This window comes from Vibrio cholerae, from assembly GCF_008369605.1.
GTDB lineage: Bacteria > Pseudomonadota > Gammaproteobacteria > Enterobacterales > Vibrionaceae > Vibrio > Vibrio cholerae.
This window is the reverse complement of the sequence record NZ_CP043554.1, coordinates 2356006-2380355: the sequence shown is the minus strand read 5'-3', so window position 1 is coordinate 2380355 and position 24350 is coordinate 2356006. Positions and strand designations below refer to the sequence as shown.

The following is a 24350-nucleotide window of genomic DNA, read 5'->3' as shown; positions in this document are numbered from 1 at the left end:
CTCATCAGTGGAGGCTCTAGCCTCCATTGATTTTTTGTACCCGCATCTGTACTGGAGGGCTCCATGGCTGTAGCTGCCAACAAACGTTCTGTGATGACTCTATTTTCAAGTGCATCTGACATGTATAGCCATCAGGTTCGCATTGTGCTAGCTGAAAAAGGCGTCAGTTTTGAAGTTGAGTTGGTTGATGAGAACAACCTTCCAGCGGAACTGATTGAGCTAAATCCTTATAAAACAGTTCCAACACTGGTTGATCGCGAGCTTGCTCTGTATGACTCAAAGATCATCATGGAATACTTAGATGAGCGTTTCCCTCATCCGCCACTTATGCCTGTTTACCCAGTTGCACGTGGTAACAGCCGTCTGATGATTTATCGTATCGAAAGAAACTGGTATTCATTGGCAGAAAAAGTAGTGAATGGTTCTCCTGAAGTTGCTGAAAATGCGCGTAATAAGCTACGCAATGATCTGTTAACTTTAGGGCCTGTGTTTGCTGAGTTTGAATACTTCATGAGTGAAGAGTTCAGCCTGATCGATTGCTATCTTGCTCCACTGTTATGGCGTTTGCCTGTGCTGGGCATTGATTTGATTGGCCCTGGCTCAAAAGAGCTGAAAGTGTATATGAACCGTGTATTTGAACGTGATTCATTCTTGGCTTCACTGACTGAAGCTGAACGCGAGATGCGTCTGGCTCGCTAATGGATGCCGGAATGGATATTGGTCAAATGACACCACGCCGACCATATTTGCTACGTGCATTTTATGATTGGTTACTGGAAAATGAATTAACGCCGCACCTCGTCGTTGATGCCACTTTACCGGGCGTGAAGGTACCACTTGAATACGTTCAAGATGGTCAAATTATTCTGAATGTTGCTCCACGAGCAGTGGGAAACCTAGAGTTGGGCAATGATGAAGTGACCTTTAATGCCCGTTTCGGTGGTCGTCCTCATTTGGTTATTGTGCCTATTTATGCTGTGCAGGCCATTTATGCCCGTGAAAATGGCGCAGGCACTATGTTTGAGCCGGAGCCTGCTTATCTAGATATGATGGATTTTCCTGAAGAGATTGATTCAGATGACTCCTTGATTGAGCTGGAAAGCGATGTTGCGGTTGAGAACACTGAAGAGACTCCACGCCCTAGAGGCAAACCGAGTTTACGTGTCGTGAAGTAAATAAATCTCATGAAATCAAAAAGGCAGTGGTCATCGCTGCCTTTTTCATATCCCACTCTCAAAATCGTTACTGAGCGTAATCAAACGCCTTCACAACCTGTTTCACACCTATGATATTTCTTGCGACATCAATGGCCATCTCTGCGTGTTCAGGAGAAACGTATCCAAACAGATAAACGACGCGATCCTCTGTCACCACTTTAATTTTAATGCCGTTGAGCTCAGATTTCGTTAAAAGCGCCGATTTTACCTTGGTAGTTATCCAGCTATCGTTGCTGATTTCACCAACGGAGAGTGGCGCTTTAATTTGCACTTGGTTATGCAGCTCTTTGACGCCTTTGAGTTGACGAGCCTGAGCAATAAATTGCTCTAAGATCGCTTCATTGCGTGACTGTCCCAATAACACGACGGTTCCACGGTAAGCAACGGCAGAAATGCGCGCATCTTTGCGGTAAGGTTCTTTATTGGCAAGGCCTGCAACTTCAAGTTCAACATTGTTATCTTGCCAGATCTCTTGCGTGCTGCGCGGATCGGTCACAATATTGGCTGTGGTTGCGGCACCCGCGATAAACAGTCCGGCACACCCTGTTAGAGTGGCGAGCAAACCGGAAACGATAAGAAGTCTAATGCTTTTCATATTTACTCTTCATGGGCTGGGAATAACACTTGATCAATCAAATCACATAGGCAGTGTAGCGTTACCATATGAACTTCATGAATGCGAGCGGTACGGTGTGATGGGATCCGAATTTCCACGTCATTTTCACCAAGCAGTCCGGCCATTTCACCGCCATCTTTGCCTGTGAGAGCAATGATCGTCATGTCGCGAGTTACGGCCGCTTCCATTGCTTTGATGATATTTTTACTGTTACCGCTGGTTGATATTGCAAGCAAGATATCACCGGGTTGGCCAAAAGCTCGAACCTGTTTTGAGAAGATTTCTTGATAGTGGTAGTCGTTAGCGACGGCGGTGAGCGTCGTGTTATCTGCAGTCAGAGCCATTCCCGGTAAGCTTGGGCGTTCGGTCTCAAAGCGATTTAGAAGGCAAGAAACAAATTGTTGTGCATTGACCGACGAGCCACCGTTACCGCAGCAGAGAATTTTATGACCGTTAAGTAAACTCGCCACCATGGCTTGTGCGGCATGCATAATGGCATCGGGTAACGCCTCCGCTGCGGCGATTTGAATTTGAATGCTTTCGGTAAAACTGTCTTTAATGCTATCGAGCATTGTTTATCCTTCAGTAATAGCGTTTTTTAACCAATCAATATGTTGCCCTTGTTGATGAATGGCAATCACATCAAAACGAAAATCCGCACTGTGACTATTCATCTTGTTGGCGAGCATCCAACAATTTGCGGCTTTGATCAAGCGAGCACGCTTGGTTCTTGTGACGGTTTCCGCGGCGTGACCATGTTGAGTGTTGTTTCGATAGCGTACTTCGACAAACACTAATGTGTTTCCATCACGCATGATTAAGTCTAATTCGCCAAAACGGTAGTTCACATTTTGTGTGACTAGAGTAAGGCCTTGGCGGCGAAGATAGTCCGCCGCCATTTGTTCATAATGATTTCCTTGGTGCCTAGAATTAACGAACACCATGCTCTGCCCAGCTGATTTCACGCTGAACCACACATTGTTCATCAATACTTAGCACACCCGTTTGTCCATCAATCGTATAGCCTTCGACGATTTTCATTTGTGGAAGTTCCACCATCAAACGATAGGCATCCATCCCCAGAGCTTGCAAGCGGCGCTCTGCATTTGAGCTTTCGGGCCAGATTTGGGTTAGCTGCTCTTTGATACTTGGCGCTGGCTGTATCAGCAGTGGAATATCACTGTAAGTCACGCCTGACAAATCTTCGTATTGGCGACCACCTGTGTTGCTGTTCGAGTTTGAGAACAGTTTTGGTGGGCGGGTATCCGGGTTGATAGCCACTTCAATAAATGGCTTGATCAAGGTGAGTTCTGAGCTGTTTGCGACAATATACACAGCATCGATATCACGGCGGCTACGAGGTTGGCTCTCTAAGCCCATACCAAGCAGAGATTCCATCTGTGCGATGTTTTGTTGGCTATCCTGTAAGCCAAAAATGGAGTTGATATTGCGTTGTAATTGACGCTTGTCGCCAAAAAGATTCACTGCCACTTTGTTTTTGCTGTAACGACGCCACTCTTCATTAAAGGCTTCAACCACACGTTCACCATAAGCGTTTTGGGGCGCGAGGATCAGTGGGTAACGGTAGCCTTGAGTGAACAGATGTTTTGCCGCTTGTGCGACTTCTTGTTCAGGTGATAGAGCGAGATAGCAAGCGCCCGCCGTCGTATCAATTTGATCCGGGATGTTCAGTGCCAACGTTGGGATCATTTGGCCACGGCTTTGTTGGAATTGCTGCAGTTTTTCGATATTACCTTTGATCAGTGGACCCACAACAAAATCAATTTGTTTGCTGGTCAGAATCGCATCAACAGATTCGAGCGTTTCGGCATTGGTATCGATGATCGTCAACGTCGCGTTTGTTTGGCGATCGGCATCGTTCATCATGGCAAACACAAATCCATCACGAATAAATTGAGCCTGCTTAGCAAATTTACCTGTCAAGGGTAACAGTAAAGCGGTGTTAGTCGGCTTGACGATTTCTAAAGCCAAAATATCGGTAATGGCTTTAGGGGTATAAATTGCCGCTGGGTGCTGCGGATTTTCAGCCAGCCATTTTTCTAAGGTATTTTTCAGTTGTGGTAGATCGCTACCCAGCGTTTTCATATAGATCGCAAGCTGTAGCCAGCCATCCAACTGCGCTTCATCGGGCTCAGCAGAAAGCTTGATAATTTTGCTGGCGGAGTAGTGATTGAGGTTTGCCCAGATTTGATCCGCTAATGCTTCTTTGTCCTTGTTGGATGAAAGGGCGTACAGCGCCACTAACTCGCGAGTGGAGTCAAAAGAGCGATCCAGAGCCGTGAATATGTCCGCACGAAGCTGGTGATATTGCTGCCATTGAACTTGAGGTAACGACCAATTGGCTTGGAAACTCAGTTGCTCTAGAGCTTCTTGATATTGTTCGGTATTGGCTAATAACTGAGCGCGCAGCAGTTGCCACTGCGCCTGCTGAGTTGGAGTCAAGGGTTGTTTCGCCAAGCGCATGATCAGAAGTTGGGCTTGATCGGGATTGTTTTCCTCTATGGCGGCTTTGAGAGCCATGATCAGCCAATCATTTTGCTGATTACCTTGGCTGGCATCGGCTCGCATCAAATACGTCTGCGCCGTTAAGAGTGGTTGAGCGGTAATATCGACCACATCCGGTGACGAAGGTTGAGTCGAACAGGCCGATAAAACGATTGATAATGCAATCGGAGTGAGTAAGCGTGGTACACTGCGTCGCTGATGGTGGTTCATAGCCATGAGTTCTTTCGTTAGTCCGTGTAAAATTGTCTCTATATTAATCGTTGATGTGATGGTAAACAAATGACAGATAATAAAACCGTGCCAAATGGTGCTCCAATTCTTTATATTGTCCCAACCCCGATTGGTAATCTAGGTGACATCACACAACGCGCTCTGGATGTATTAGCCAGTGTCGATATGATTGCCGCTGAAGATACGCGTCATACCGGAAAATTATTAGCTCACTTCAACATCTCGACCAAAACGTTTGCTTTGCACGATCATAATGAGCAGCAGAAAGCCCAAGTCTTAGTGGATAAACTGCTCTCTGGTCTATCGATTGCCTTAGTGTCCGATGCTGGCACGCCTCTGATCAGTGATCCAGGTTATCATTTAGTCACTCAATGTCGTCAAGCAGGCGTTAAAGTTGTGCCACTTCCAGGGCCATGTGCGGTGATCACAGCGCTGAGTGCATCAGGCCTGCCATCTGATAGTTTTAGCTTTGAAGGTTTTTTGCCGGCAAAAAGCAAAGCACGTAAGGATAAACTGTTAGAGATCGCGAAAGTGAGCCGTACCTGTATTTTTTATGAATCGCCACACCGGATCTGCGAGTCACTGCAAGATATGTTAGATGTACTTGGTGGCGAGCGTGAAGTGGTACTTGCCCGTGAACTCACCAAAACCTTCGAAACAATTCAAGGTATGCCTTTGGCTGAGTTGATTACGTGGATTGCTGAAGATGATAACCGTAAGAAAGGCGAAATGGTGCTGTTGGTGCATGGATATCGGGATGCGGGTGAGCAGCAACTGCCAGATGAGGCTCTACGCACCTTAACGATTTTGACTAAAGAGCTGCCATTGAAAAAAGCTGCTGCCTTAGTGGCTGAAATTCACCAGTTGAAAAAGAATGCATTGTATAAATGGGGCTTGGAGAATTTAGGCGAATAATTTTCTCTTCTATCCATTTCCTACTTGAAGCTGTAGCGGTGTTGGCAGAATTTGCTCACCCCAATCACAGAGTGTATCTATGCTCGTGGGGATTCACTCATTTGCCGCCGGCCTGCAACACCAAGTCGTTTAGGTATATTTATTACCGCTGGAAGTGATACCCATCTGAAAACAAAAAAGGGCGCGGATGCGCCCTTTGTGCTGCCCAAGAAACTAGTTCTTATAGATACACAGCATATTGAGGTAGCTATCGACCAACTTATACACTGCTTCTTGTTCACCTAAACGGTTCACTTGTAAGAAGATGGAGTAGAAGATGCCGTGGAACAGGCTGGCCATGTTATCGACATCGTGTTTCTCACACAATTCGCCACGTTCCATCGCTTTCATAAACATGTTTCTGATCAGCAGTTGGTTAGTTCGGTTGGTGGAAACAAACAGTGGCCAAACTTCGTCACGGGTTGAAGCACTCCACTCAAACCAGACTTTGAGCCAGTGACAATCGGTCATCGCCAATTTCACCATCTCTTTGCACAGAGTTTGTAGGTTGGTTTTCACATCCAAATCAAGATCGATGTGATCGGTCAAGAAGTTGGAGTACTGACGAACCACAAAATTCAGCACATCGTCAACCAAGTCTTCACGAGTTGGGAAGTAGTTGAACACTGTTGCAACGGAGACTTGCGCAATCTCGGCAATATCTGCGTGACCACCACGACCAATGCCGCGTTTAGCAAACACTTCCAACGCGATTTCCATCAGTTGTAGTTTGCGTTTTTGAGGCGATAGCCGAGTTCGAGGGCGTTTTTCGATTGATGCGTCCATAGGGGTATATCCTTGCCAATTGAGTTGTTGATTGAGCATTTTGCTCTAATGATTATTTTGTTATTTGCTACTTAAAGCCCTATGAGTGTAATGGTGCATATATTCAAGGTCAATCTCTGTTGGGTGAAAAATGTGCAACTATGTTAATTATTTGTCGTTTCAGCTTGTTTTATTGAGTGGGTGCATAACAAAGCGAGGATGAGTAGGGAAACGATTAACAGGATTTGAGTGAAGTGGTACTATACGCGCCACCAAAGTCAGCGATACTGACATCGCCCAACACAACGAGAATGGTATGAAACACACAGTTGAAGTCATGATTTCTGAGCAAGAGGTCGCCCAGCGCATTCGCGAATTAGGTCAACAGATCACTGAGCATTATCAAGGGAGTAGTGATTTAGTTTTGGTTGGATTGCTGCGTGGTTCTTTTGTTTTTATGGCGGATCTTGCTCGTCAAATTCATCTGACTCATCAAGTCGATTTTATGACCGCCTCTAGCTATGGCAACAGTATGCAAAGCTCACGTGATGTGCGCATTCTGAAAGATCTCGATGACGACATCAAAGGTAAAGATGTATTGCTGGTGGAAGATATTATCGATACAGGGAATACCTTAAACAAAGTGAAAGAGATTCTGGCGCTGCGTGAGCCTAAATCGATCCGTATTTGCACACTATTGGATAAGCCAACCCGTCGTGAAGTGGACGTTGAAGTGAATTGGGTCGGTTTTGAAATTCCTGACGAATTTGTGGTCGGTGTCGGTATCGACTACGCGCAGAAATATCGTCACCTACCTTATATTGGCAAAGTGGTGCCTCTGGCGGAATAAACCAAGCTCACGATTGACAATAAAAGATTGCCGACAACGCCCACGCACTCGTGGGCGTTGCTCTTTGGGGAGAATTAACGACACAGTAGGCGATGATTCGGATTGAGTATCTTCTCTAACGCTTTGTGGTAATTATCTTCCACTGCACTGCGTGACGCGCAGCGTACACCGAGATATTCCAGTCGGCCATCCTCGATACCGTAGACAAAACCGTGAACTTCTACTGCTTGTCCACGCTCCCAAGCATTCTGTAACACGGTTGAATTAGCCAAGTTGTAGACTTGCTCGGCGACATTGATTTCTGCCAGTTTATCGGAGCGATCTTCGGCAGGCATCTGATCGAGATATTCACGATGTTTAAGGTAGTAATCGCGAATATGCAGCAACCAGTTATTGATTAAGCCAAGTTGTGGATTATCGATCGCCGCGGTAACCCCACCACACCCGTAGTGGCCGCACACAATGATGTGTTTGACTTGCAGCACATCGACCGCGTACTGAACGACAGAAAGACAGTTGAGATCGGTATGGATAACTTGATTGGCAACGTTACGGTGGACAAATAATTCACCCGAGTAAAGGCCAGTGAGCCGTTCGGCTGGCACTCGACTGTCTGCACATCCTATCCACAAAAAATCCGGGTTTTGCCCTTTAGCGAGTTTGGCAAAATATTCCGGAGTTTCTGCTTTGATCGATTCAGACCATTTTGAGTTGTTCTCAAAAAGTTGTTTAATTTCTGGCATCTTACTTCCCTTAAATAATTGCCAACAATATACACAATGTTACAAATTCAAGCTCATCTAATTTACTTTCTGCTTAACTCATCTGACGTGTTTTTACAACATTGGTCTTAAACTAGGGTCATTCGATGACACCTTAAGGAATAGTGCGTGTTTCAGGCTAGATTTGCGGATCTTAATTTACGTGGTGACCTGTTTGGTGGGGTAACCACCGCCATCATTTCACTGCCATTAGCGTTAGCGTTTGGGGTCGCTTCCGGTGCAGGAGCAGAGGCGGGTCTGTGGGGCGCCATTTTAGTCGGTCTTTTTGCCGCCTTATTTGGAGGCTCCTCCACTCTGATTTCAGAGCCAACAGGGCCGATGACGGTGATCATGACGGCGATTTTAACCGCCATGGTGGCACGTTACCCTGAATCGGGCGCGGCGATTGCCTTTACCGTTGTCATGATGGCCGGTGCATTTCAGATTTTGCTCGGTACTCTCAAGCTCGGTAAATACATTACGCTGATGCCATACAGCGTGGTTTCAGGCTTTATGTCCGGTATCGGGGTAATTCTGATTATCCTGCAACTCTCACCACTGCTCGGGCACCCTTCTCCTGGTGGCGGTGTGCTTGGGACTTTATCTGCGTTGCCCGATTTGCTCGCCAATTTAAAATTCAGCGAGCTGTTTTTAGGCTTACTCACCCTCGGAATTTTGTTTTTTTTACCACAAAAATACCGCAAGCAAGTTCCTGCGCAGCTGGTCGCTTTGGTCGTCGTGACCCTGTTTTCGGTGATTTTCTTTGATACTGATGATATTCGCCGGATTGGTGAAATCCCAGCGGGTTTACCGAGTATCGTCGTCCCTACGTTCACTAGCGATATTGTCGTGACCATGGTGATTGATGCCCTTGTACTCGGTACGCTGGGCTGTATTGATACGCTGTTAACGGCAGTCATTGGCGATTCTCTCACGCGTAAAGAGCATGATTCGGATCGCGAGCTGCAAGGGCAGGGGATTGCCAATATGGTCGCGGGATTATTTGGTGCTTTACCCGGTGCGGGAGCGACCATGGGCACAGTCACCAACATTCAAGTGGGCGCTCGTTCGCCATTGTCTGGAGTGACTCGCGCTTTAATGTTGGCGCTGGTGGTGTTAGTTGCGGGTGGATTGACTGAGCCAATCCCCATGGCGGTATTGGCCGGTATCGCGGTGTATGTTGGGGTGAATATCCTCGACTGGGCATTTATTCAACGTGCGCACAAAATCAGTCTGCAAGGTATGGCCATCATGTATGGCGTTATGTTGCTGACCGTTTTTGTCGATCTGATTGTGGCGGTTGGCCTTGGTGTGTTCATCTCCAACATTCTGGTTATTGAACGTTTAAGCCGTGAGCAGGCACGCCAAGTCAAGGCGATCAGTGACGCGGATGACGATGATGTGCCACTGACGGAGAGTGAACGTAAGCTGCTGGATAAAGCCAATGGTAAGGTGCTGTTTTTCTACCTATCAGGGCCGATGATTTTCAGTGTCTCGAAAGCCATTACGCGCCAGCACAGCAGTGTCGATCAATATCAAGCGATGATTCTCGATCTAACCGATGTCCCTATGATTGATGTCACCGTTGGCTTGGCGTTAGAAAACGCGATTCGTGATGCGCAGGAAGCGCATTGTGAAGTCTATTTACTCTGTCCTAATGAAAAAACGCGTGCCGAATTAGAAAAGTTTAAGGTCATAGATCTGGTTCCGGATCAGAATATGTTTACCTTCCGTTATGAAGCGCTTAATGCGGCAGTCAAACAGGTGAATACGTAACTCGGCGTTGATGGTGATGGCTGAAATGCCGCAGTCATGCGGCATTTTTGTCTCTGATCTTTGAATGCAGGGCAAGCCTACATTAGCTATTTCTGTATTAATCATTGCCCTTAGCCAATATCCCCTTCCTACTTGAAGTTGCAGCGGTGTTGGCTATGTTTGCTCACCCCAATCACAGAGTTTATCTATGCTCATGGGGATTATGAGAGCCATCCTTGGCTCTCACCAAAGGCCAGCCGATGGCTGTGCAAATTTGTTCCAGACAAATTTGTCACTTACTTGCCGCCTAGCTGCAATTCCAAGTAGTTTTGGTATAAAGGGTTGAAAAAGCGCCATAAAAGCGCAACATCCTTGTTGTTATTGATAACAAGGTTCCTACCATGTACGCACTGGAAATAGAACAACTTAGAAAAACCTATGCCGGTGGCTTTGAAGCCCTCAAAGGCATTAGTCTACAAGTCAAAAAAGGCGATTTTTACGCTCTGCTGGGACCCAATGGTGCGGGGAAGTCGACCACCATTGGCATCATCTCATCGCTGGTCAATAAAACCTCCGGCAAAGTCACAGTATTTGGTTACGATCTCGATTCACAGCTGGAACTTGCCAAACAGCAACTTGGTTTGGTGCCGCAAGAGTTTAACTTCAACCCCTTTGAAACGGTCGAGCAGATTGTTTTGCAGCAAGCCGGTTACTATGGCGTACCGAAAGCGTTAGCCAAAGAGCGCGCGAAAAAGTACCTGACTCAGCTCGATTTGTGGGAAAAACGCAGCGAACGAGCAAGAAACCTCTCTGGCGGCATGAAGCGCCGTTTGATGATTGCGCGCGCATTAATGCATGAGCCGCAACTGCTGATTCTTGATGAGCCAACCGCTGGCGTTGATATCGAACTGCGCCGTTCCATGTGGGAGTTTCTCAAGCAAATCAACGCGCAAGGGGTGACGATCATTCTCACCACTCACTATCTCGAAGAAGCGGAAATGCTCTGTCGCCACATTGGCATCATTCAACGCGGCGAGCTGATTGAAAACACCACCATGAAATCTCTGCTTGGTAAATTGCACGTTGAGACGTTTGTTCTCGATGTGGATGGCAACGCACCCATTGCACCGCTGCAAGGAGTGGTTAAACAGCAGATGGTGGAAGGCTCGCTGGAGATTGAATTAGAAAAAAGCCAAGGGATCAACCATGTGTTTACCCAACTTACCGAACAAGGGGTGAAAGTGCTGTCGATGCGCAACAAAGTGAACCGTTTGGAAGAGCTGTTTGTCAGCATAGTCAACAGTGGTAAGCGAGGTTAATCAGCATGTATCAAATTTATTGGACGGCATTTTGTAGTCTGCTCGGCAAAGAAATTAACCGGTTTACCCGTATTTGGGTGCAAACTTTGGTTCCACCCGCCATCACGATGACGCTGTACTTCATCATCTTCGGTAATTTGATTGGCTCTCGAATCGGCCAGATGAACGGTTTCAGCTACATGGAGTACATCGTGCCCGGCCTCATTATGATGTCGGTGATCACCAACTCTTATTCCAATGTGGCGTCCTCTTTCTTTAGCTCTAAGTTTCAAAAGAACATTGAAGAGCTGTTAGTCGCTCCAGTGCCAAACTATGTGATTATCGCCGGTTACGTGATGGGCGGCGTCGCGCGTGGATTGTTGGTAGGCGCTATGGTGACGGCGGTTTCACTATTGTTTGTCGATTTGCAGGTCGATCATTGGGGCATCATTATTGCCACGGTATTTTTAACCTCGGTGGTGTTTTCACTCGGTGGATTGATTAACGCGGTGTTTGCCAAAACGTTTGATGATATCTCAATTGTCCCGACCTTCGTGCTGACGCCGCTGACTTACCTTGGTGGGGTATTTTATTCGATTAGCTTGCTGCCGGAGTTTTGGCAAGGTGTCTCGAAGATCAATCCGATTGTCTACATGGTCAATGCGTTCCGCTACGGTTTCCTTGGCGTGTCGGATGTGGATATCACGACTTCGTTTGCAGTCTTAATGGCATTTGTGGTGGCGCTGTACTGTGTGGCGCATTATTTAGTGACCAAAGGCAAAGGGCTGCGCAGCTAATCAGGCAATCGATATAGAAAAGGTCAACCGAGGTTGACCTTTTTTGATCCAGAGACAAGAGGATTATTCTTCTTCGCTATTGGCTTTGGTGTCGATTTGCAGATCGAGAACTTGGTTATCAATCAAACGCACTTTACCGAGGAAAGCGGACATCAGGATCACGGCTTGCTTACTCTCACTGCTGATAGGTAGCAGAGTGCGAGCATCACGGATGAAGATTTCATCTGGCTCTAAATCGGCCGCACGCAACTGATCCACCGCATCTTCAATGATTGATGGATAATCATCACGACCACCACGAATGGCGCTACTGATCCAGCGCATAGTGCGCGCCAAAACGGGCGCACGTTGGCGCTCATCCAGCGTCAGCAAATTATTACGTGAACTCATGGCAAGGCCATCTAACTCACGTACGGTCGCTACGCCTACAATCTCAATATCCATGCACAAGTCTTCTACCATTTGACGGATCACCGCCAATTGCTGGAAATCTTTTTCGCCAAAGCAAGCGACATCTGGCTGCACAATGTTAAACAGTTTAGTGACAATGGTCGCGACGCCACGGAAATGTCCCGGACGCGATGCGCCTTCGAGCATGTAAGAGAGCCCTGGCACTTCAACAAAGGTCTGCTTATCCAACCCTTGTGGGTACATGGTTTCGGGTGTCGGCGTTAAAACCAGATCAACCCCTTCGCCGTTGAGTTTGCTCAGGTCTTCTTCAAGCGTACGTGGGTAATTTTTCAAATCTTCTGCGCGATCAAACTGCATCGGATTGACGAAAATACTCACCACGACGACGTCAGCGAGCTCACGAGCTTTACGAACCAGGGTTAAATGGCCTTCATGTAAATTACCCATGGTCGGTACAAAAGCGACGCGGCGACCTTCGCGCTTGATCTGTTTGATCTGCTCGCGAAGAACGGCGATGTCAGCAAAAACTTGCATGTATGACTCCTTAGGCAATGGTGTGGGCGAGATCGGGAAACGCGCCACTGGCAACATCTTCGATATATTTGGCAACGGCTTGGCGAATATCGCCAGTCTCAGCCAAGAAATTTTTCGAGAATTTTGGCATGTAGTTCGCCGAAATTCCAAACATATCGTGCATCACCAAAATTTGGCCGTCAGTACCATTACCCGCGCCAATACCGATCACAGGAACATCCAAAATTTGAGTAATTCGGTTGGCGAGTTCGGCTGGAACGCACTCTAGCAGGACAATTTGTGCGCCCGCTTCTTGCAGAGCCAACGCATCACGTACCATACGATCCGCTTTATCTTGCTCGCGGCCTTGAACTTTGTAGCCGCCGAAGATGTTGACCGACTGAGGCGTTAAGCCTAAGTGAGCACACACAGGCACCGCACGTTCAGTCAACATTTTTACGGTGTCGACTAACCAATCGCCACCTTCAATTTTCACCATGTTTGCACCGGCGCGAACCAGTTTGGCCGCGTTTTCACACGCTTGTTCTGGTGTGGCGTAGCTCATGAAAGGCATGTCTGCCATCAGCAGACAATTGGGGCTGCCTTTACGCACACAGCGGGTGTGATACGCAATGTCATCCACCGTCACGGGTAAGGTGTCGGCTTCTCCTTGTAACACCATGCCAAGTGAATCACCGACCAATAAGACGGGCATTTCTTGGCTCTCAAATAACTGAGCAAAACTCGCATCATAAGCGGTTGATGTAGCAAATTTGCGACCTTCCTGCTTCCATTTCATCAGGTCGTTTATGGTAATTTTTTTCATGTTTAGTCCTTACTCGACGTTGGCGAGTGCCAAATACTGAGCCCATTGAGCGGTACTTGTTGCAATAACGCTTGGATTTCAGTCCCGTCTGGGAGGGTTAAATTTGGTGCGATTTCCGCGAGCGGGTAAAGCACGAATTCACGTACTTTCATTCCATAGTGAGGAATGGTGAGGCGCTCGGTCTCTATCACCTCATTGCCGTAAAGCACAATATCGAGATCGAGGGTTCTCGGTCCCCATCGTTCGCTTTTACGGACACGCCCATGTTCTAGCTCAATGCGTTGTGTGCAATCGAGCAATTCCAGTGGCGTTAATTCGGTTTCGATGGCGGCAACAGCGTTGATGTAATCAGGCTGATTTTGCGGCCCCATCGGAGTGCTGCTATAGAGCGATGAAGCCGCGATAAGGCGCGACTTCGGTATGAGAGTAAGCTGTTGTATGGCCAGTTGTGCTTGGGCGACGGGATCGCCCAAATTACTGCCAATCGCAATGTAGGCAAGCATCATTCGCTGGATTTACTCTTGGATTTGTTGCGGGATGGTTTACGGCGGCGAGCGCCAGATTTGCTGCTGCCCGTTGCATTACCGATATCACCCACCATGGCTTGGCGCATATTGCGTCCCGCGCTTTGGAAGGTGGCCCACCATTCCGCCAATTGTTTGGTTTCACCGCCTTCAATTTCGCCACGCATTTCGAGGAAATCAAAGCCTGCACGGAACTTGTTCAGTTCAAGTAGACGGAAGGCTCGTTTACCACTGCGACGGGGTAAGCGCTGCTGCAACTGCCAGATATCACGAATGGTGGTGGTATGGCGACGCGGGATCGCGATGCGTTTGACCACTTCATCCAAGATGCGGTTGCTGGCTTCGGTCATTGCATCAAATTCATTTAGGTTGAGCGATTCCATTAAGCGATCCGCGAGATCAATCATCGGATACCACAGCATGGCGGCAAACATAAATGCCGGATTGATGCGCAGATCTTCTTCAACTCGAATGTCGGTCGCATCTAGCACCAAATCCAACATCTGCTCAGTTTTTGAACTGTGGTCGGCGGTAAAATGCTCGGCGATGGTTGGAAAAAGCTGCTGGAACAGATTGTATTGACGCATTAAGTGGTAGGTTTCTAAACCATGACCTGCTTGCAGCATTTTGAGCGACTCCTCGTAGAGACGAGCCGCAGGAATGTCACGCAGCAATGGCGCAAGTTGCTCAATCGGCGCCGCGGTATCTTCTTCAATATCAAAATCGAGTTTGACCGCAAAACGCACCGCGCGCAGCATGCGTACCGGATCTTCACGATAACGCGTTTCCGGATCGCCAATCAGGCGCACTAAACGATCTTCCAGATCTTCCATGCCGCCGGCATAGTCGTGGATGCTGTAGTCGGCAATGTTGTAATACATGGCATTGATGGTGAAATCGCGGCGCTCGGCATCTTCATCAATCGTGCCGTACACGTTATCACGCAGCAGCATACCCGCTTCGGATTGTGCAGCGATATTTTGGCTCTGGCTCGACTCTTGATGATGGCCACGGAAAGTGGCGACTTCGACGATGTCGCGTCCAAACATAATGTGTGCGAGACGGAAACGGCGACCAATCAGACGGCAGTTGCGAAACAGTTGGCGCAACTGCTCGGGGGTTGCGTTGGTGGCCACATCAAAGTCTTTCGGCTTGCCACCCAGAAGTAAATCACGCACACCGCCGCCGACCAGAAAGGCCTCAAACCCCGCACCATGCAGACGATAGAGCACTTTCAGCGCATTTTCGCTGATCTGCTGACGCGAGATAGGGTGTTCCTGACGCGGAATGATGGTCAAAGCTAAGTCTGGATATGTGCGAGTGTTGCTCGGTTCAAAATCGTTATTATTCATGTGCTTCTGACAATGATTGCTGTTGCCGCTGTAAGCGCTACGCTGCTTAATTTGACGCTCAAACGGACGGAATTTGGCGCTAATAATAGCTTAAGCAGGACCATTTGAGAATCTTGGTGTGATCTCGATCGCTTCCGGTAGCTGGCTCACCTGCCAATGTTGGCAGCCCCAAGCCAGCATTTGCTCTGCGCTGGCATCGGAAAAATCCGTGGGCAGCGTAAAGCCTAAAAACTGCATCGCATGGGAAATGGTCTGCCGAGGCGCGGTTGGGTCAATAGCCGGAGCGTGATTCTGTTTCGAGAGTTTATTCCCGTTCCCATCCATCGCCAAAGGCAAATGTAAGTAGCTGACCGGCTTTTGTTTTAAAGTGTGATACAAGCTGATTTGCCGCCCTGTCGGTTCTATCAAATCGGCGCCGCGTACCACCTGAGTCACGCCTTGATCAATATCATCCAGCACCACAGCAAGATTGTAAGCAAACAGGCCATCTCGCCGTTTAATAATGAAATCTTCTTCTGCTAATGCTTTGGGTATGGTGATGGTGCCGTGTTTCAAATCAATGAATTGTTGCACCGGATTATCCATTCGTAGCCGAATCGAGCAGTCTTGCTGCCGCGCTGGCGAATGGATTTTGCAGTGGCCGTTATAAAAGCCGCCCATGGCTTTGATGGCTTTTCGGGTGCACTGGCAGTAGTAAGCTTGACCTGTGCTTAGCCAAGCATCGATTTGATCTTGGTATAAGGCGTGACGCTGGCTTTGGTAAACCACAGTGCCATCCCAGTGCAGGCGGTAGGCTTCTAATGTACGCAAAATGTGCGCGGCTGCTCCCGGCATTTCCCGGGGCGGATCGAGATCTTCAATACGGACCAGCCAAGTTCCTTGTTGTGCTTTGGCTTGGAAATAGCTTCCCAACGCCGCAATCAAAGAACCAAAATGTAATGGACCAGAAGGAGAGGGGGCGAAGCGACCAATATAGTTCATAGGGCGATTTACCTTTCAAATGCAAAGAAACAAGAAAAGGGAGCTTGTGCTCCCTTTTCCTTACTGTTCCATCTTAGCCAAGCATTTGCTTTTCTTTGATTTCAGCCAGTGTTTTGCAATCGATACAGAGATCGGCTGTTGGGCGCGCTTCTAAACGGCGAATACCGATTTCCACACCGCACGATTCACAGTAACCGAAATCCTCTTCTTTGATCTTGTCGAGGGTCTTTTCGATTTTCTTGATCAAACGGCGCTCGCGGTCACGGTTACGCAGTTCTAAGCTGAACTCTTCTTCTTGAGAAGCTCGGTCAACAGGGTCTGGGAAGTTGGCTGCTTCATCCTGCATGTGGTGAACGGTACGGTCCACTTCTTCTCTCAGTTGGTTGCGCCACGCTTCCAAAATCTTTGTAAAATGTGTGATTTGCCCTGGTGACATATACTCTTCACCCGGCTTCTCCTGATATGGCTCAACACCAGCAATGGCTAGGATGCCTAGCGTTTTCTTTTTAGACTCTGTCATACAGATCTCCTACTAACCCTAGTCAACTGCGAGAGCAGTTAAATTTAAGGCGGGTATCTATAGCAAAAAGAAGTGGGGGAGGCAAACAATCGAAGGTAAAGTTATCGTCAATGTGAAGACACCATCAATTTTTTGTCACTTGATGGGCAAATTTGACCTCAGATACCATTCGGATCTCGTGTTTTGAAAGTGACGCTTTGTAGCACAACACTTCCACTCCGGCTTCTTGTGCCGCTTTTAGTAACTGTGAATAGTTCGCGTCTATATGGAGAGCGGGAGCGACTTTTTCAATCCCTGAATGCAAAACGGCAAATAAAAGTATCGACCTGCTTCCATCTTTAGCGACTTCCGCCAGCTCACGCAGATGCTTCTGACCACGGGTTGTCACCGCATCAGGAAAGTAACCTTGCCCTTTATCACCTTGAATCTCATCCAAAAGAGTGACGCTTTTTACTTCTATAAAGCAGTGTGGTTGAGAATCTGACTTTAGCAAGATATCGATACGGCTATTTTCATGGCCGTACTTCACCTCCGTGCTGAGTGCTTCATAACCCCGCAGTTGTGGGATATCTCCTGCCAAAATCGCTTCGACCACCAATGCGTTGGCTCGCGCGGTATTCACGCAAATCCAGTGACCTGCTTGGGTCTGCGTCAGTTCCCAACTGTGGGCGTATTTGCGTTTGGGATTATCCGATGTAGAAAACCACACCGTACTGCCCGGCTCGGCGCAGCCAGTCATGGCGCCCGTGTTCGCACAGTGCATGGTGATCACCGAACCATCTTCCAGCGCGACATCGGCCAAAAAGCGTTTGTAACGTTTGAGTAAGGTTCCTTTTTGCAGAGGTGGGGAAAAGTGCATGTTTCTCTTCTTATTCATAGCCAATGGCGAAGGCATTTAAACATACCCTAGTGGCTTTTGTCACAATCGCAATCCCCTTCGTATTGGAAGCGGTAGTCATGGTGTTTCAAGCTGTTAAAGGCCGATGCCATCGAGAGGTTAGCGGCAGGTGAGAAAGTCCCTCATTCCGCCTCTGGTGAAGCATTGAAGTTGAACATATAATGGCCGCCCGCCCGAGTCTGGGTATCTGTTTTTTGGTAAGATTCCTTGCGTAAGTTTTTGAAAAATATAGCCATGTTTAAGGTTGTATTGCTGGCTGTTCTCGCGTTGTCAATTTGGTCTACCCGTATTCCCGATATGCCCTATCATCAAGTCACGCCTGAGTTGAGTCGGTCTGATTTCCATGTCATTGAATTTAATGATGAGGGTGAAATGCACCTGCCTGGGCAATACGACATGTTGAAGGCGAGGTTAGCCAAAAATCCTGGAGCAGAACTGCTGATTTTTATTCACGGTTGGCACCATAATGCGGCTCCCACTGACGATAATTTTGTCGCTTTTCAACGTTTTCATCGCCAGATGGCGAAGACCAATCCTGGCCTCATCGGGCTGTATATCGGTTGGCGGGGGGATCAGTACGATCCCTTGTGGTTGGATGGTTCAGACGATCCTGAAAGTCGAGTTGAAGCATTGGATTTTCCGACCATATTAACCAGCAAGCAGGTGGCGCGAAGAGTTGGCGAGCATGGGGTGAGAAAGCTGCTGAGTTCGCTGGATGAATTGCATCGTCAAGGAACGCTAGGGCGCTATATTTTAGTTGGGCACAGCTTGGGTGGTGTGGTTGCGCTGCACGCCCGCAAACAGGCGATGTTGGATAATCTGGCGGCAGGTCGCGGTGAAACCCATTTAACGGTGCTTTTAAACCCCGCTGCCTCTGCCAAAGAGTATCAGCCGCTGGATAAGTGGTTGAGTCCAGAAGGTTTTGGTCCATCCATGCTGGTGTTGCAGTCCAAAACCGATTTTGCGGTACGTGAGGCCTTTAACTGGATCAAAGATGGCGAGCGCGCCGTGGGTAACTCTTGGGCAATCACTCATGATGTGGACCCGTGCTCGGGGCGTGATTGTAATAAAGTGGTCAAAATCCCTCAGTGGCTGCTTGAGCACGATGCGAAACCCGGTTGCATGCAGGTATTGGAAGGGGCTGGCTGGAAAATTCGCGCCAGATTGCACGCCCGCAAAACCGTACAAAGTTGCGAAGATGCCAACCGTCAGGCTGTGTGGGTACTTGCTGTGGCCGATGGTGTGATTGCTGGCCATAACGGCATTTTAACGGATGATCAGGCATTAGCTTTGAATGCTTGGATGAAGTCTAAGCTCACGGCAGCAACCGAAGTTGTTCCTGCTGAAGCCGTGGTGGAGCCCAGTGTTATCTCTCCCCATCTGAGTGATGAGCCTGTGCTGCCGAGCATGGAAAACATACCCACAGAGGTTGCAACTGAGCCGCTTTCAAGTGCTGTAGAGCTTGAGCCACAAGAGAGTGAGAGTGCTGTGCCAGAGATTTCTGAACCCACGCTTGAGGCACCTTTGATTGCCCAACCGGAAGAGAGAGCACCACAGTAAGTTTTTTGTCTGCTGCGCCTCTTGATAGGAATGCACTTTGGGCACGGACTCCGTTTTATGTACAATGGCGCGGCCATTTAACCTTGTAGGAAGCGCCCTTGTCACCACTGCCCATTATTGAGGTGATGCCGAAGCTGTTGTCCGGTATCACCAACTCTCCACAACTCATCCTCAAAGCCGCGCCCGGTGCCGGTAAGTCCACCTACTTTCCGTTGCAGTTACTGCAAGCGGGAGGGTTCCACGGCAAAATCATTATGCTAGAGCCACGGCGTTTGGCTGCGCGTAACATTGCCCGCTATTTGGCGCAGCAACTGGGGGAAGAGGTTGGGCAGCGTGTAGGGTATCGGGTTCGCGGTGAAAACCGAGTCAGCCGAGCCACTCAGTTGGAGATTGTGACGGAAGGCATCATGACACGCATGCTACAAAACGATCCGGAACTGGATGGCGTAGATGTGCTGATTTTCGATGAGTTTCATGAGCGCAGCATTCACGCTGATACTGCCTTGGCGTTGGCGCTCGAAGTGCAGTCTGCGCTGCGGGAAGATTTAAAAATCGTGGTGATGTCGGCCACACTCGATCAGCAGGCTTTGCAAAACTTACTGCCGCAAGCGAGTTATGTCGAATCACAAGGGCGTGGTTTCCCGATAGAGATTCGCTATCAACCTCTGCGCTCTGATGAGCCGTTGGTGGCGGCGATGCAGCGACAAATTCGTCATCTTCTGCAGCACGAAACGGGCTCATTGCTGGCCTTTTTGCCCGGTGCCGCCAGCATCAACCAGTTAACCGAACAGTTAAGCGATTTGGCTAGCGAGGTTGAAATCTGCCCTTTGTATGGACAGATGGAGTTCGCCGCGCAGCAGCGCGCAATTGCCCCCACGGCGGCGGGGCGGCGCAAAGTGGTCTTGGCGACCAATATTGCTGAAACTTCGCTGACCATCGAAGGCATTCGCATAGTGCTTGATAGTGGGCTTGAGCGCAGTGCGCGTTTTGATCTCAAAACCGGCATTACTCGCCTTGAACAAGTGCGGATTGCTCAATCCTCTGCCGAGCAGCGTGCTGGGCGTGCCGGACGTCTAGAGCCGGGGATTTGCGTGCGCTTATACAGCGAAGCGCAGCTTAAGCAGCTGCCTTGGGGGTCAGAGCCCGAAATGCTACATACTGACTTAGCGCCACTGGCGTTAGAACTCGCGCAATGGGGTGCGCAACCTAGCGACTTGGCTTGGTTGAATTTGCCACCGAGCAGTGCGTTTGCACAGGCGCAGCAACTGTTGCAGCGTCTTGGTCTTTTAGATGCGCGCACGCAAATCACTGCGGCGGGTAAAGAGGCACATTTGCTGGGTGTTGAGCCGCGGATTGCGGCGATGCTGCTGCGCGCCGATCGCTTAGGTGAGTCGGCCTTGCAAAGCGCTTTAGCGTTGACGGTGTTACTTGAAGAGCCGGAACGGCAAGTGATTGATGTACAACATAGCTTGCACCGCTGGCAGCAAGGTCGTCATCCCAAACAAAAACTGCTGATCCAACGCGCCCAATCTTTGGCGCACAAACTCGATACGGCATTTTCACTCTCCTCGGTTGATTCAGCATGGCTGCCTTTAGTGGCGTGTTTGGCCTTTCCAGATCGGATCGCCCAGCAGCGCGGCCAACAAACAGGGCAATTTTTACTCGCCAATGGCCATGGCGCTTGGCTGGCGGTGGAAGATCGTTTGTCCGCCGCCGATTATCTGGTCGCCTTGGATTTGATGCGCGGCCAAACTCAAGCCAGTCAAATATTCAGTGCCCTTGAGCTGGATATCCACGCGCTTGAACGCGTATTACCAGCGCTGATTTCTCGGGTTGAACAAGTGGATTGGGATGAAAAAGCCGGCCGCTTGAGCGCGGAAGCGCAGTGGCGAATCGATCAATTGGTGCTTCGTCGTGAAAAGCTGCCAGAACCCGATAAACAAAAAATGACACAAGCTTTGCTGAGCTATGTACGGCGCAAAGGCTTAACAGTGTTACAGTGGAGCGAAGACGCGAGCGAGTGGCTTGCCCGTGCACGCTGCGCCGCCGAATGGCTGCCAGAAGAAGCGTGGCCAGCCTTGGACGATGAAACGCTACTTGCGCACCTCGAACTGTGGTTAGAGCCTTATTTGGCTGGGGTGACCTCAGTGAAAGGTTTGCAGAGTGTCTCCGTGTTGCAAGCGCTGAAGCACTATCTTGGCTGTGAGCTCAGTCAGCAGCTTGACGAGTGGCTGCCAACCCATCATCTGCTGCCAACGGGGAATCACAAAAAAATCCGTTATCAGTTAGGGATGGAGCCTACGCTCTCGGTGCGCATGCAGGAAGTGTTCGGCGAGCAAAGTTCGCCGCGCGTTGCCAAAGGGACGCGCGCCGTGGTGATGGAACTGCTTTCCCCCGCGCAGCGACCGTTGCAAGTTACCCGCGATCTCGCCAGTTTTTGGGCGGGCGCGTACAAAGAAGTGCAAAAAGAGATGAAAGGCCGCTACCCGAAACACGTGTGGCCGGATGATCCTGCCAATCATGTGGCAACCAGTAAAACCAAACGACAATTAAACGCATGACGAGAAAAAGTAGTAACAGATCGCGTGGCCGTAAAGCGCGCAGTGGTAAAAGTGCCTCTTCCTCCAAGCTGCAAATCTGGCTGGGAAGGATTTGGAGTATCGGCTGGAAATTAGCGCTGACGCTGGCCGCAGTGCTGGTTTTTATTGGTATCTATCTCGATTCGATGATCAAACAGCGCTTTGAAGGTCAGCTGTTTGATCTGCCGACCGTGGTCTATGCCCGTATTTTAACGCTTGAGCCCGGCAACGGCCTCAGTTTGCAAGAACTGCGCAATGAGCTCGATGTCCTCAATTACCGCAAAGTAGCACAGCCCCGTTTCCCCGGTGAATACGCCTCTTCTTCCAGTCGAATTGAGCTGATCCGCCGTCCGTTTGAATTCGCAGATGGCCCAGAGCCGGATCGCCGAGTGATGCTCACCTTTGATGGCAGTGGTTTGAACAAAATCGAATCATTAGAGCAAAAACGCGAGCTAGGCTACCTGCGTTTAGAGCCTAAACTGATGGGCATGCTGGAAAAAGATTCGCCGGAGCAGCGACTCTTTTTACGTCGCGATCAATTCCCCGAAGTGTTGGTTGATGCACTCTTAGTCACCGAAGATCGTGATTTTTATCAACACGATGGTGTATCACCACTTGCGATTGGTCGCGCTATGGTGGTCAACCTTAAAGCGGGGCGCACGGTACAAGGGGGCAGTACCTTGACCCAGCAGCTGGCTAAAAACATCTTCCTTTCTAGCGATCGCACCTTGTGGCGTAAGCTGCGCGAAGCCTATATGGCGCTGATCATCGATTATCGTTACAGCAAAGATCGCATTCTTGAAGCCTATCTTAACGAAGTTTATTTAGGGCAAAGTGGCGCGGATGCGATCCACGGTTTTGGTTTGGCTTCAAGGCTCTATTTTGGTCAGCCGCTGCAAGAGCTACGGATTGATCAATTGGCATTGTTGGTCGGCATGGTTAAAGGACCTTCTTATTACAACCCGATGCGTTATCCCGAGCGCGCTCGCGAGCGGCGCGATCTGGTGCTGAAACTGATGATGGAGCACGATATTCTGACGGCGCAAGAGTACCAGCAAGCGGTAACTCGTCCGTTGGATGTGCAGAAGACCGCGCAAATCGCTAGCCGTCAGCCAGCATATTTCCAGCAAGTTTCTATTGAGCTGAAAGAAAAACTGGGCGACAAATTTAAAGCGGATTCAGGATTGCGGGTGTTTACCTCGCTCGATCCGGTTTCGCAGTCCAAGCTGGAGCAAGCGATCCACGATCAGATCCCGCAATTAGCGAAAACTGCAGGCAAAGATCTCGAAGCCGCTGCGATCGCGGTGGATCGTCATAGTGGCGAAATTCGTGCCATGGTCGGCGGTAAGCGAACCGGTTACGATGGTTTTAACCGCGTACTCAATGCCAGTCGACAAATTGGTTCACTGGTGAAACCAGCGGTGTATCTCACGGCGTTAGCGCATCCCGATCAGTACAATCTAGCCACTACACTGGAAGATAAACCACTCACCTTAAAAGGCAGTGAAGGCAGCGCGTGGACACCGCGAAACTATGATCGTCAATATCGTGGAGAGGTGCCATTGTATATGGCGCTTGCTCAATCACTGAATGTACCTACGGTATCGTTAGGCATGAAACTGGGGATTGGACAAGTGTCAGAGACCTTAGGACGCCTTGGTGTCAATCGTGATGAGATTCGTCCTGTGCCGTCTATGCTGCTTGGTTCGTTCTCGCTCACTCCATATCAAGTGGCGCAGATGTACCAAACGTTGACCAACTCCGGCAAAAAAGCGCCACTCTCAGCGCTGCGTTCGGTGCTCGATCTGGAAGGTAATGTGTTGTATGAATCTCTGCCGAGAGTGTCACAAGCGGTAGATCAGCAAGCCGCTTGGCTGACGACTTACGCCATGAAACAAGGGGTGCAAGAGGGGACGGGACGTTACTTGAATGCGCAGTTCAGCAGTGCAGCACTGGCGGGGAAAACCGGGACCACTAACGATAACCGTGACAGTTGGTTTGTGGGGGTCGATGGCCGTGAAGTGACCACCATTTGGCTTGGCCGCGATGATAACCAGCCAACGAAGCTCACTGGCGCGAGTGGGGCATTACGTGTTTATGCGCAGTATTTGAAATATCGCATTCCAGAGAAATTACAGTTACCTTGGCCAGAAGGCATAACGACCTTTGGCTTTGCCAAGCAGACGCAAGGTGGATTGAAACTCGACTGTGATAATGCGTTTAAACTGCCTATTTGGGACAATCAACAGCAGTTAAAACAGCAGTGTGAAAACCGTCCGACCGAGTGGATCAAAAAGCTGTTTGAGTGGTAACACTCTCGTGGGCGCGGCGTTGTCGTTGCATTGACGACAACGTCTGCCTTGCTTGTGTGGGCATAGTTTTCTCTTTTCTTGCTACTTGCTGCGGCAGCCGTGTT

At 49.1% G+C, this 24350-nt stretch carries 23 protein-coding genes; 10 read left to right on the top strand and 13 right to left on the bottom strand.

Annotation, left to right across the window (positions count from 1 at the left end; translation table 11 throughout):
* Window positions 1-63: 63 nt before the first annotated feature.
* Together sspA and sspB are read left to right on the top strand one after the other, a co-directional pair.
* Window positions 64-699, top strand: a complete 636-nt coding sequence (gene sspA / locus F0316_RS10985; RefSeq protein ID WP_000257304.1) for a stringent starvation protein SspA — start codon at window positions 64-66, stop codon at window positions 697-699.
* An 11-nt stretch (window positions 700-710) separates the two neighbouring features.
* A complete protein-coding gene (gene sspB, locus F0316_RS10980) occupies window positions 711-1175 on the top strand; it encodes a ClpXP protease specificity-enhancing factor (protein ID WP_033930661.1) in 465 nt (154 codons plus the stop codon).
* Between the two features lie 67 nt (window positions 1176-1242).
* Here sspB and F0316_RS10975 read toward each other — a convergent pair whose 3' ends face one another.
* From F0316_RS10975 to F0316_RS10960, 4 genes are read right to left on the bottom strand one after another with little or no spacing between them, the layout of a single operon-like run.
* A complete protein-coding gene (locus F0316_RS10975; RefSeq protein ID WP_000836325.1) occupies window positions 1243-1812 on the bottom strand; it encodes a BON domain-containing protein in 570 nt (189 codons plus the stop codon).
* Window positions 1813-1814: 2 nt separating this feature from the next.
* Complete coding sequence (locus F0316_RS10970) at window positions 1815-2405, bottom strand: phosphoheptose isomerase (protein WP_000887295.1); 591 nt, start codon at window positions 2403-2405, stop codon at window positions 1815-1817.
* Between the two features lie 3 nt (window positions 2406-2408).
* Window positions 2409-2777: a YraN family protein gene (locus tag F0316_RS10965; protein WP_001893625.1), complete on the bottom strand. Its 369-nt coding sequence runs from the start codon at window positions 2775-2777 to the stop codon at window positions 2409-2411.
* A complete protein-coding gene (locus tag F0316_RS10960; RefSeq protein ID WP_149560563.1) occupies window positions 2764-4569 on the bottom strand; it encodes a penicillin-binding protein activator in 1806 nt (601 codons plus the stop codon). The genes F0316_RS10965 and F0316_RS10960 overlap by 14 nt, the downstream gene beginning before the upstream one ends.
* 69 nt (window positions 4570-4638) lie before the next feature.
* Here F0316_RS10960 and rsmI point away from each other — a divergent pair, with 69 nt between their 5' ends.
* Window positions 4639-5505, top strand: a complete 867-nt coding sequence (gene rsmI, locus F0316_RS10955; RefSeq protein WP_000131541.1) for a 16S rRNA (cytidine(1402)-2'-O)-methyltransferase — start codon at window positions 4639-4641, stop codon at window positions 5503-5505.
* A 213-nt stretch (window positions 5506-5718) separates the two neighbouring features.
* Here the strand turns inward: rsmI and hapR are convergent, their stop codons facing one another.
* The gene (gene hapR, locus F0316_RS10945; protein ID WP_000340100.1) at window positions 5719-6330 is read right to left on the bottom strand and encodes a quorum-sensing master transcriptional regulator HapR; all 612 of its coding nucleotides are present in this window, start codon (window positions 6328-6330) and stop codon (window positions 5719-5721) included.
* Window positions 6331-6625: 295 nt separating this feature from the next.
* On the opposite strand from hapR, the gene hpt reads away from it, so the two are divergent.
* Entirely contained in the window at window positions 6626-7159 is a 534-nt protein-coding gene (gene hpt / locus F0316_RS10940; RefSeq protein ID WP_000683351.1) for a hypoxanthine phosphoribosyltransferase, read from the top strand.
* A 74-nt stretch (window positions 7160-7233) separates the two neighbouring features.
* Here hpt and can read toward each other — a convergent pair whose 3' ends face one another.
* The gene (gene can / locus F0316_RS10935; RefSeq protein ID WP_001114117.1) at window positions 7234-7902 is read right to left on the bottom strand and encodes a carbonate dehydratase; all 669 of its coding nucleotides are present in this window, start codon (window positions 7900-7902) and stop codon (window positions 7234-7236) included.
* 147 nt (window positions 7903-8049) lie between these two features.
* Here can and F0316_RS10930 point away from each other — a divergent pair, with 147 nt between their 5' ends.
* The 3 genes from F0316_RS10930 (at window position 8050) to F0316_RS10920 (ending at window position 11770) form a co-directional block, all read left to right on the top strand.
* Window positions 8050-9696, top strand: coding sequence for a SulP family inorganic anion transporter (locus F0316_RS10930; RefSeq protein ID WP_000484915.1), 1647 nt, complete (start codon window positions 8050-8052; stop codon window positions 9694-9696).
* A gap of 380 nt (window positions 9697-10076) precedes the next feature.
* Window positions 10077-10994, top strand: a complete 918-nt coding sequence (locus F0316_RS10925; protein ID WP_000271066.1) for an ABC transporter ATP-binding protein — start codon at window positions 10077-10079, stop codon at window positions 10992-10994.
* Window positions 10995-10999: 5 nt separating this feature from the next.
* Window positions 11000-11770, top strand: a complete 771-nt coding sequence (locus F0316_RS10920; protein WP_000284381.1) for an ABC transporter permease — start codon at window positions 11000-11002, stop codon at window positions 11768-11770.
* A 63-nt stretch (window positions 11771-11833) separates the two neighbouring features.
* Here F0316_RS10920 and panC read toward each other — a convergent pair whose 3' ends face one another.
* The 7 genes from panC to sfsA form a co-directional block, all read right to left on the bottom strand.
* Window positions 11834-12715: a pantoate--beta-alanine ligase gene (panC, locus tag F0316_RS10915; RefSeq protein ID WP_001195749.1), complete on the bottom strand. Its 882-nt coding sequence runs from the start codon at window positions 12713-12715 to the stop codon at window positions 11834-11836.
* A gap of 10 nt (window positions 12716-12725) precedes the next feature.
* Window positions 12726-13520 carry a 3-methyl-2-oxobutanoate hydroxymethyltransferase gene (gene panB / locus F0316_RS10910; RefSeq protein WP_000724408.1) on the bottom strand — a complete coding sequence of 265 codons (795 nt, stop codon included), beginning with the start codon at window positions 13518-13520 and terminating at the stop codon, window positions 12726-12728.
* 2 nt (window positions 13521-13522) lie between these two features.
* Window positions 13523-14026, bottom strand: coding sequence for a 2-amino-4-hydroxy-6-hydroxymethyldihydropteridine diphosphokinase (gene folK / locus F0316_RS10905; RefSeq protein WP_000978978.1), 504 nt, complete (start codon window positions 14024-14026; stop codon window positions 13523-13525).
* Entirely contained in the window at window positions 14023-15396 is a 1374-nt protein-coding gene (pcnB, locus tag F0316_RS10900) for a polynucleotide adenylyltransferase PcnB (protein WP_001062038.1), read from the bottom strand. The genes folK and pcnB overlap by 4 nt, the downstream gene beginning before the upstream one ends.
* Window positions 15397-15486: 90 nt before the next feature.
* Window positions 15487-16377: a tRNA glutamyl-Q(34) synthetase GluQRS gene (gluQRS, locus tag F0316_RS10895; protein WP_001106435.1), complete on the bottom strand. Its 891-nt coding sequence runs from the start codon at window positions 16375-16377 to the stop codon at window positions 15487-15489.
* 73 nt (window positions 16378-16450) lie between these two features.
* On the bottom strand, window positions 16451-16897 hold the full coding sequence (gene dksA, locus F0316_RS10890) for an RNA polymerase-binding protein DksA (RefSeq protein WP_000140367.1): 447 nt from the start codon (window positions 16895-16897) through the stop codon (window positions 16451-16453).
* A gap of 124 nt (window positions 16898-17021) precedes the next feature.
* On the bottom strand, window positions 17022-17756 hold the full coding sequence (gene sfsA / locus F0316_RS10885) for a DNA/RNA nuclease SfsA (RefSeq protein ID WP_000545806.1): 735 nt from the start codon (window positions 17754-17756) through the stop codon (window positions 17022-17024).
* A gap of 273 nt (window positions 17757-18029) precedes the next feature.
* On the opposite strand from sfsA, the gene F0316_RS10880 reads away from it, so the two are divergent.
* The 3 genes from F0316_RS10880 (at window position 18030) to mrcB (ending at window position 24246) form a co-directional block, all read left to right on the top strand.
* Complete coding sequence (locus F0316_RS10880) at window positions 18030-19355, top strand: alpha/beta fold hydrolase (protein WP_002051203.1); 1326 nt, start codon at window positions 18030-18032, stop codon at window positions 19353-19355.
* A gap of 98 nt (window positions 19356-19453) precedes the next feature.
* Window positions 19454-21916: an ATP-dependent helicase HrpB gene (gene hrpB / locus F0316_RS10875; RefSeq protein WP_149560475.1), complete on the top strand. Its 2463-nt coding sequence runs from the start codon at window positions 19454-19456 to the stop codon at window positions 21914-21916.
* The gene (gene mrcB / locus F0316_RS10870; RefSeq protein WP_000197290.1) at window positions 21913-24246 is read left to right on the top strand and encodes a penicillin-binding protein 1B; all 2334 of its coding nucleotides are present in this window, start codon (window positions 21913-21915) and stop codon (window positions 24244-24246) included. The genes hrpB and mrcB overlap by 4 nt, the downstream gene beginning before the upstream one ends.
* Window positions 24247-24350: the final 104 nt, after the last annotated feature.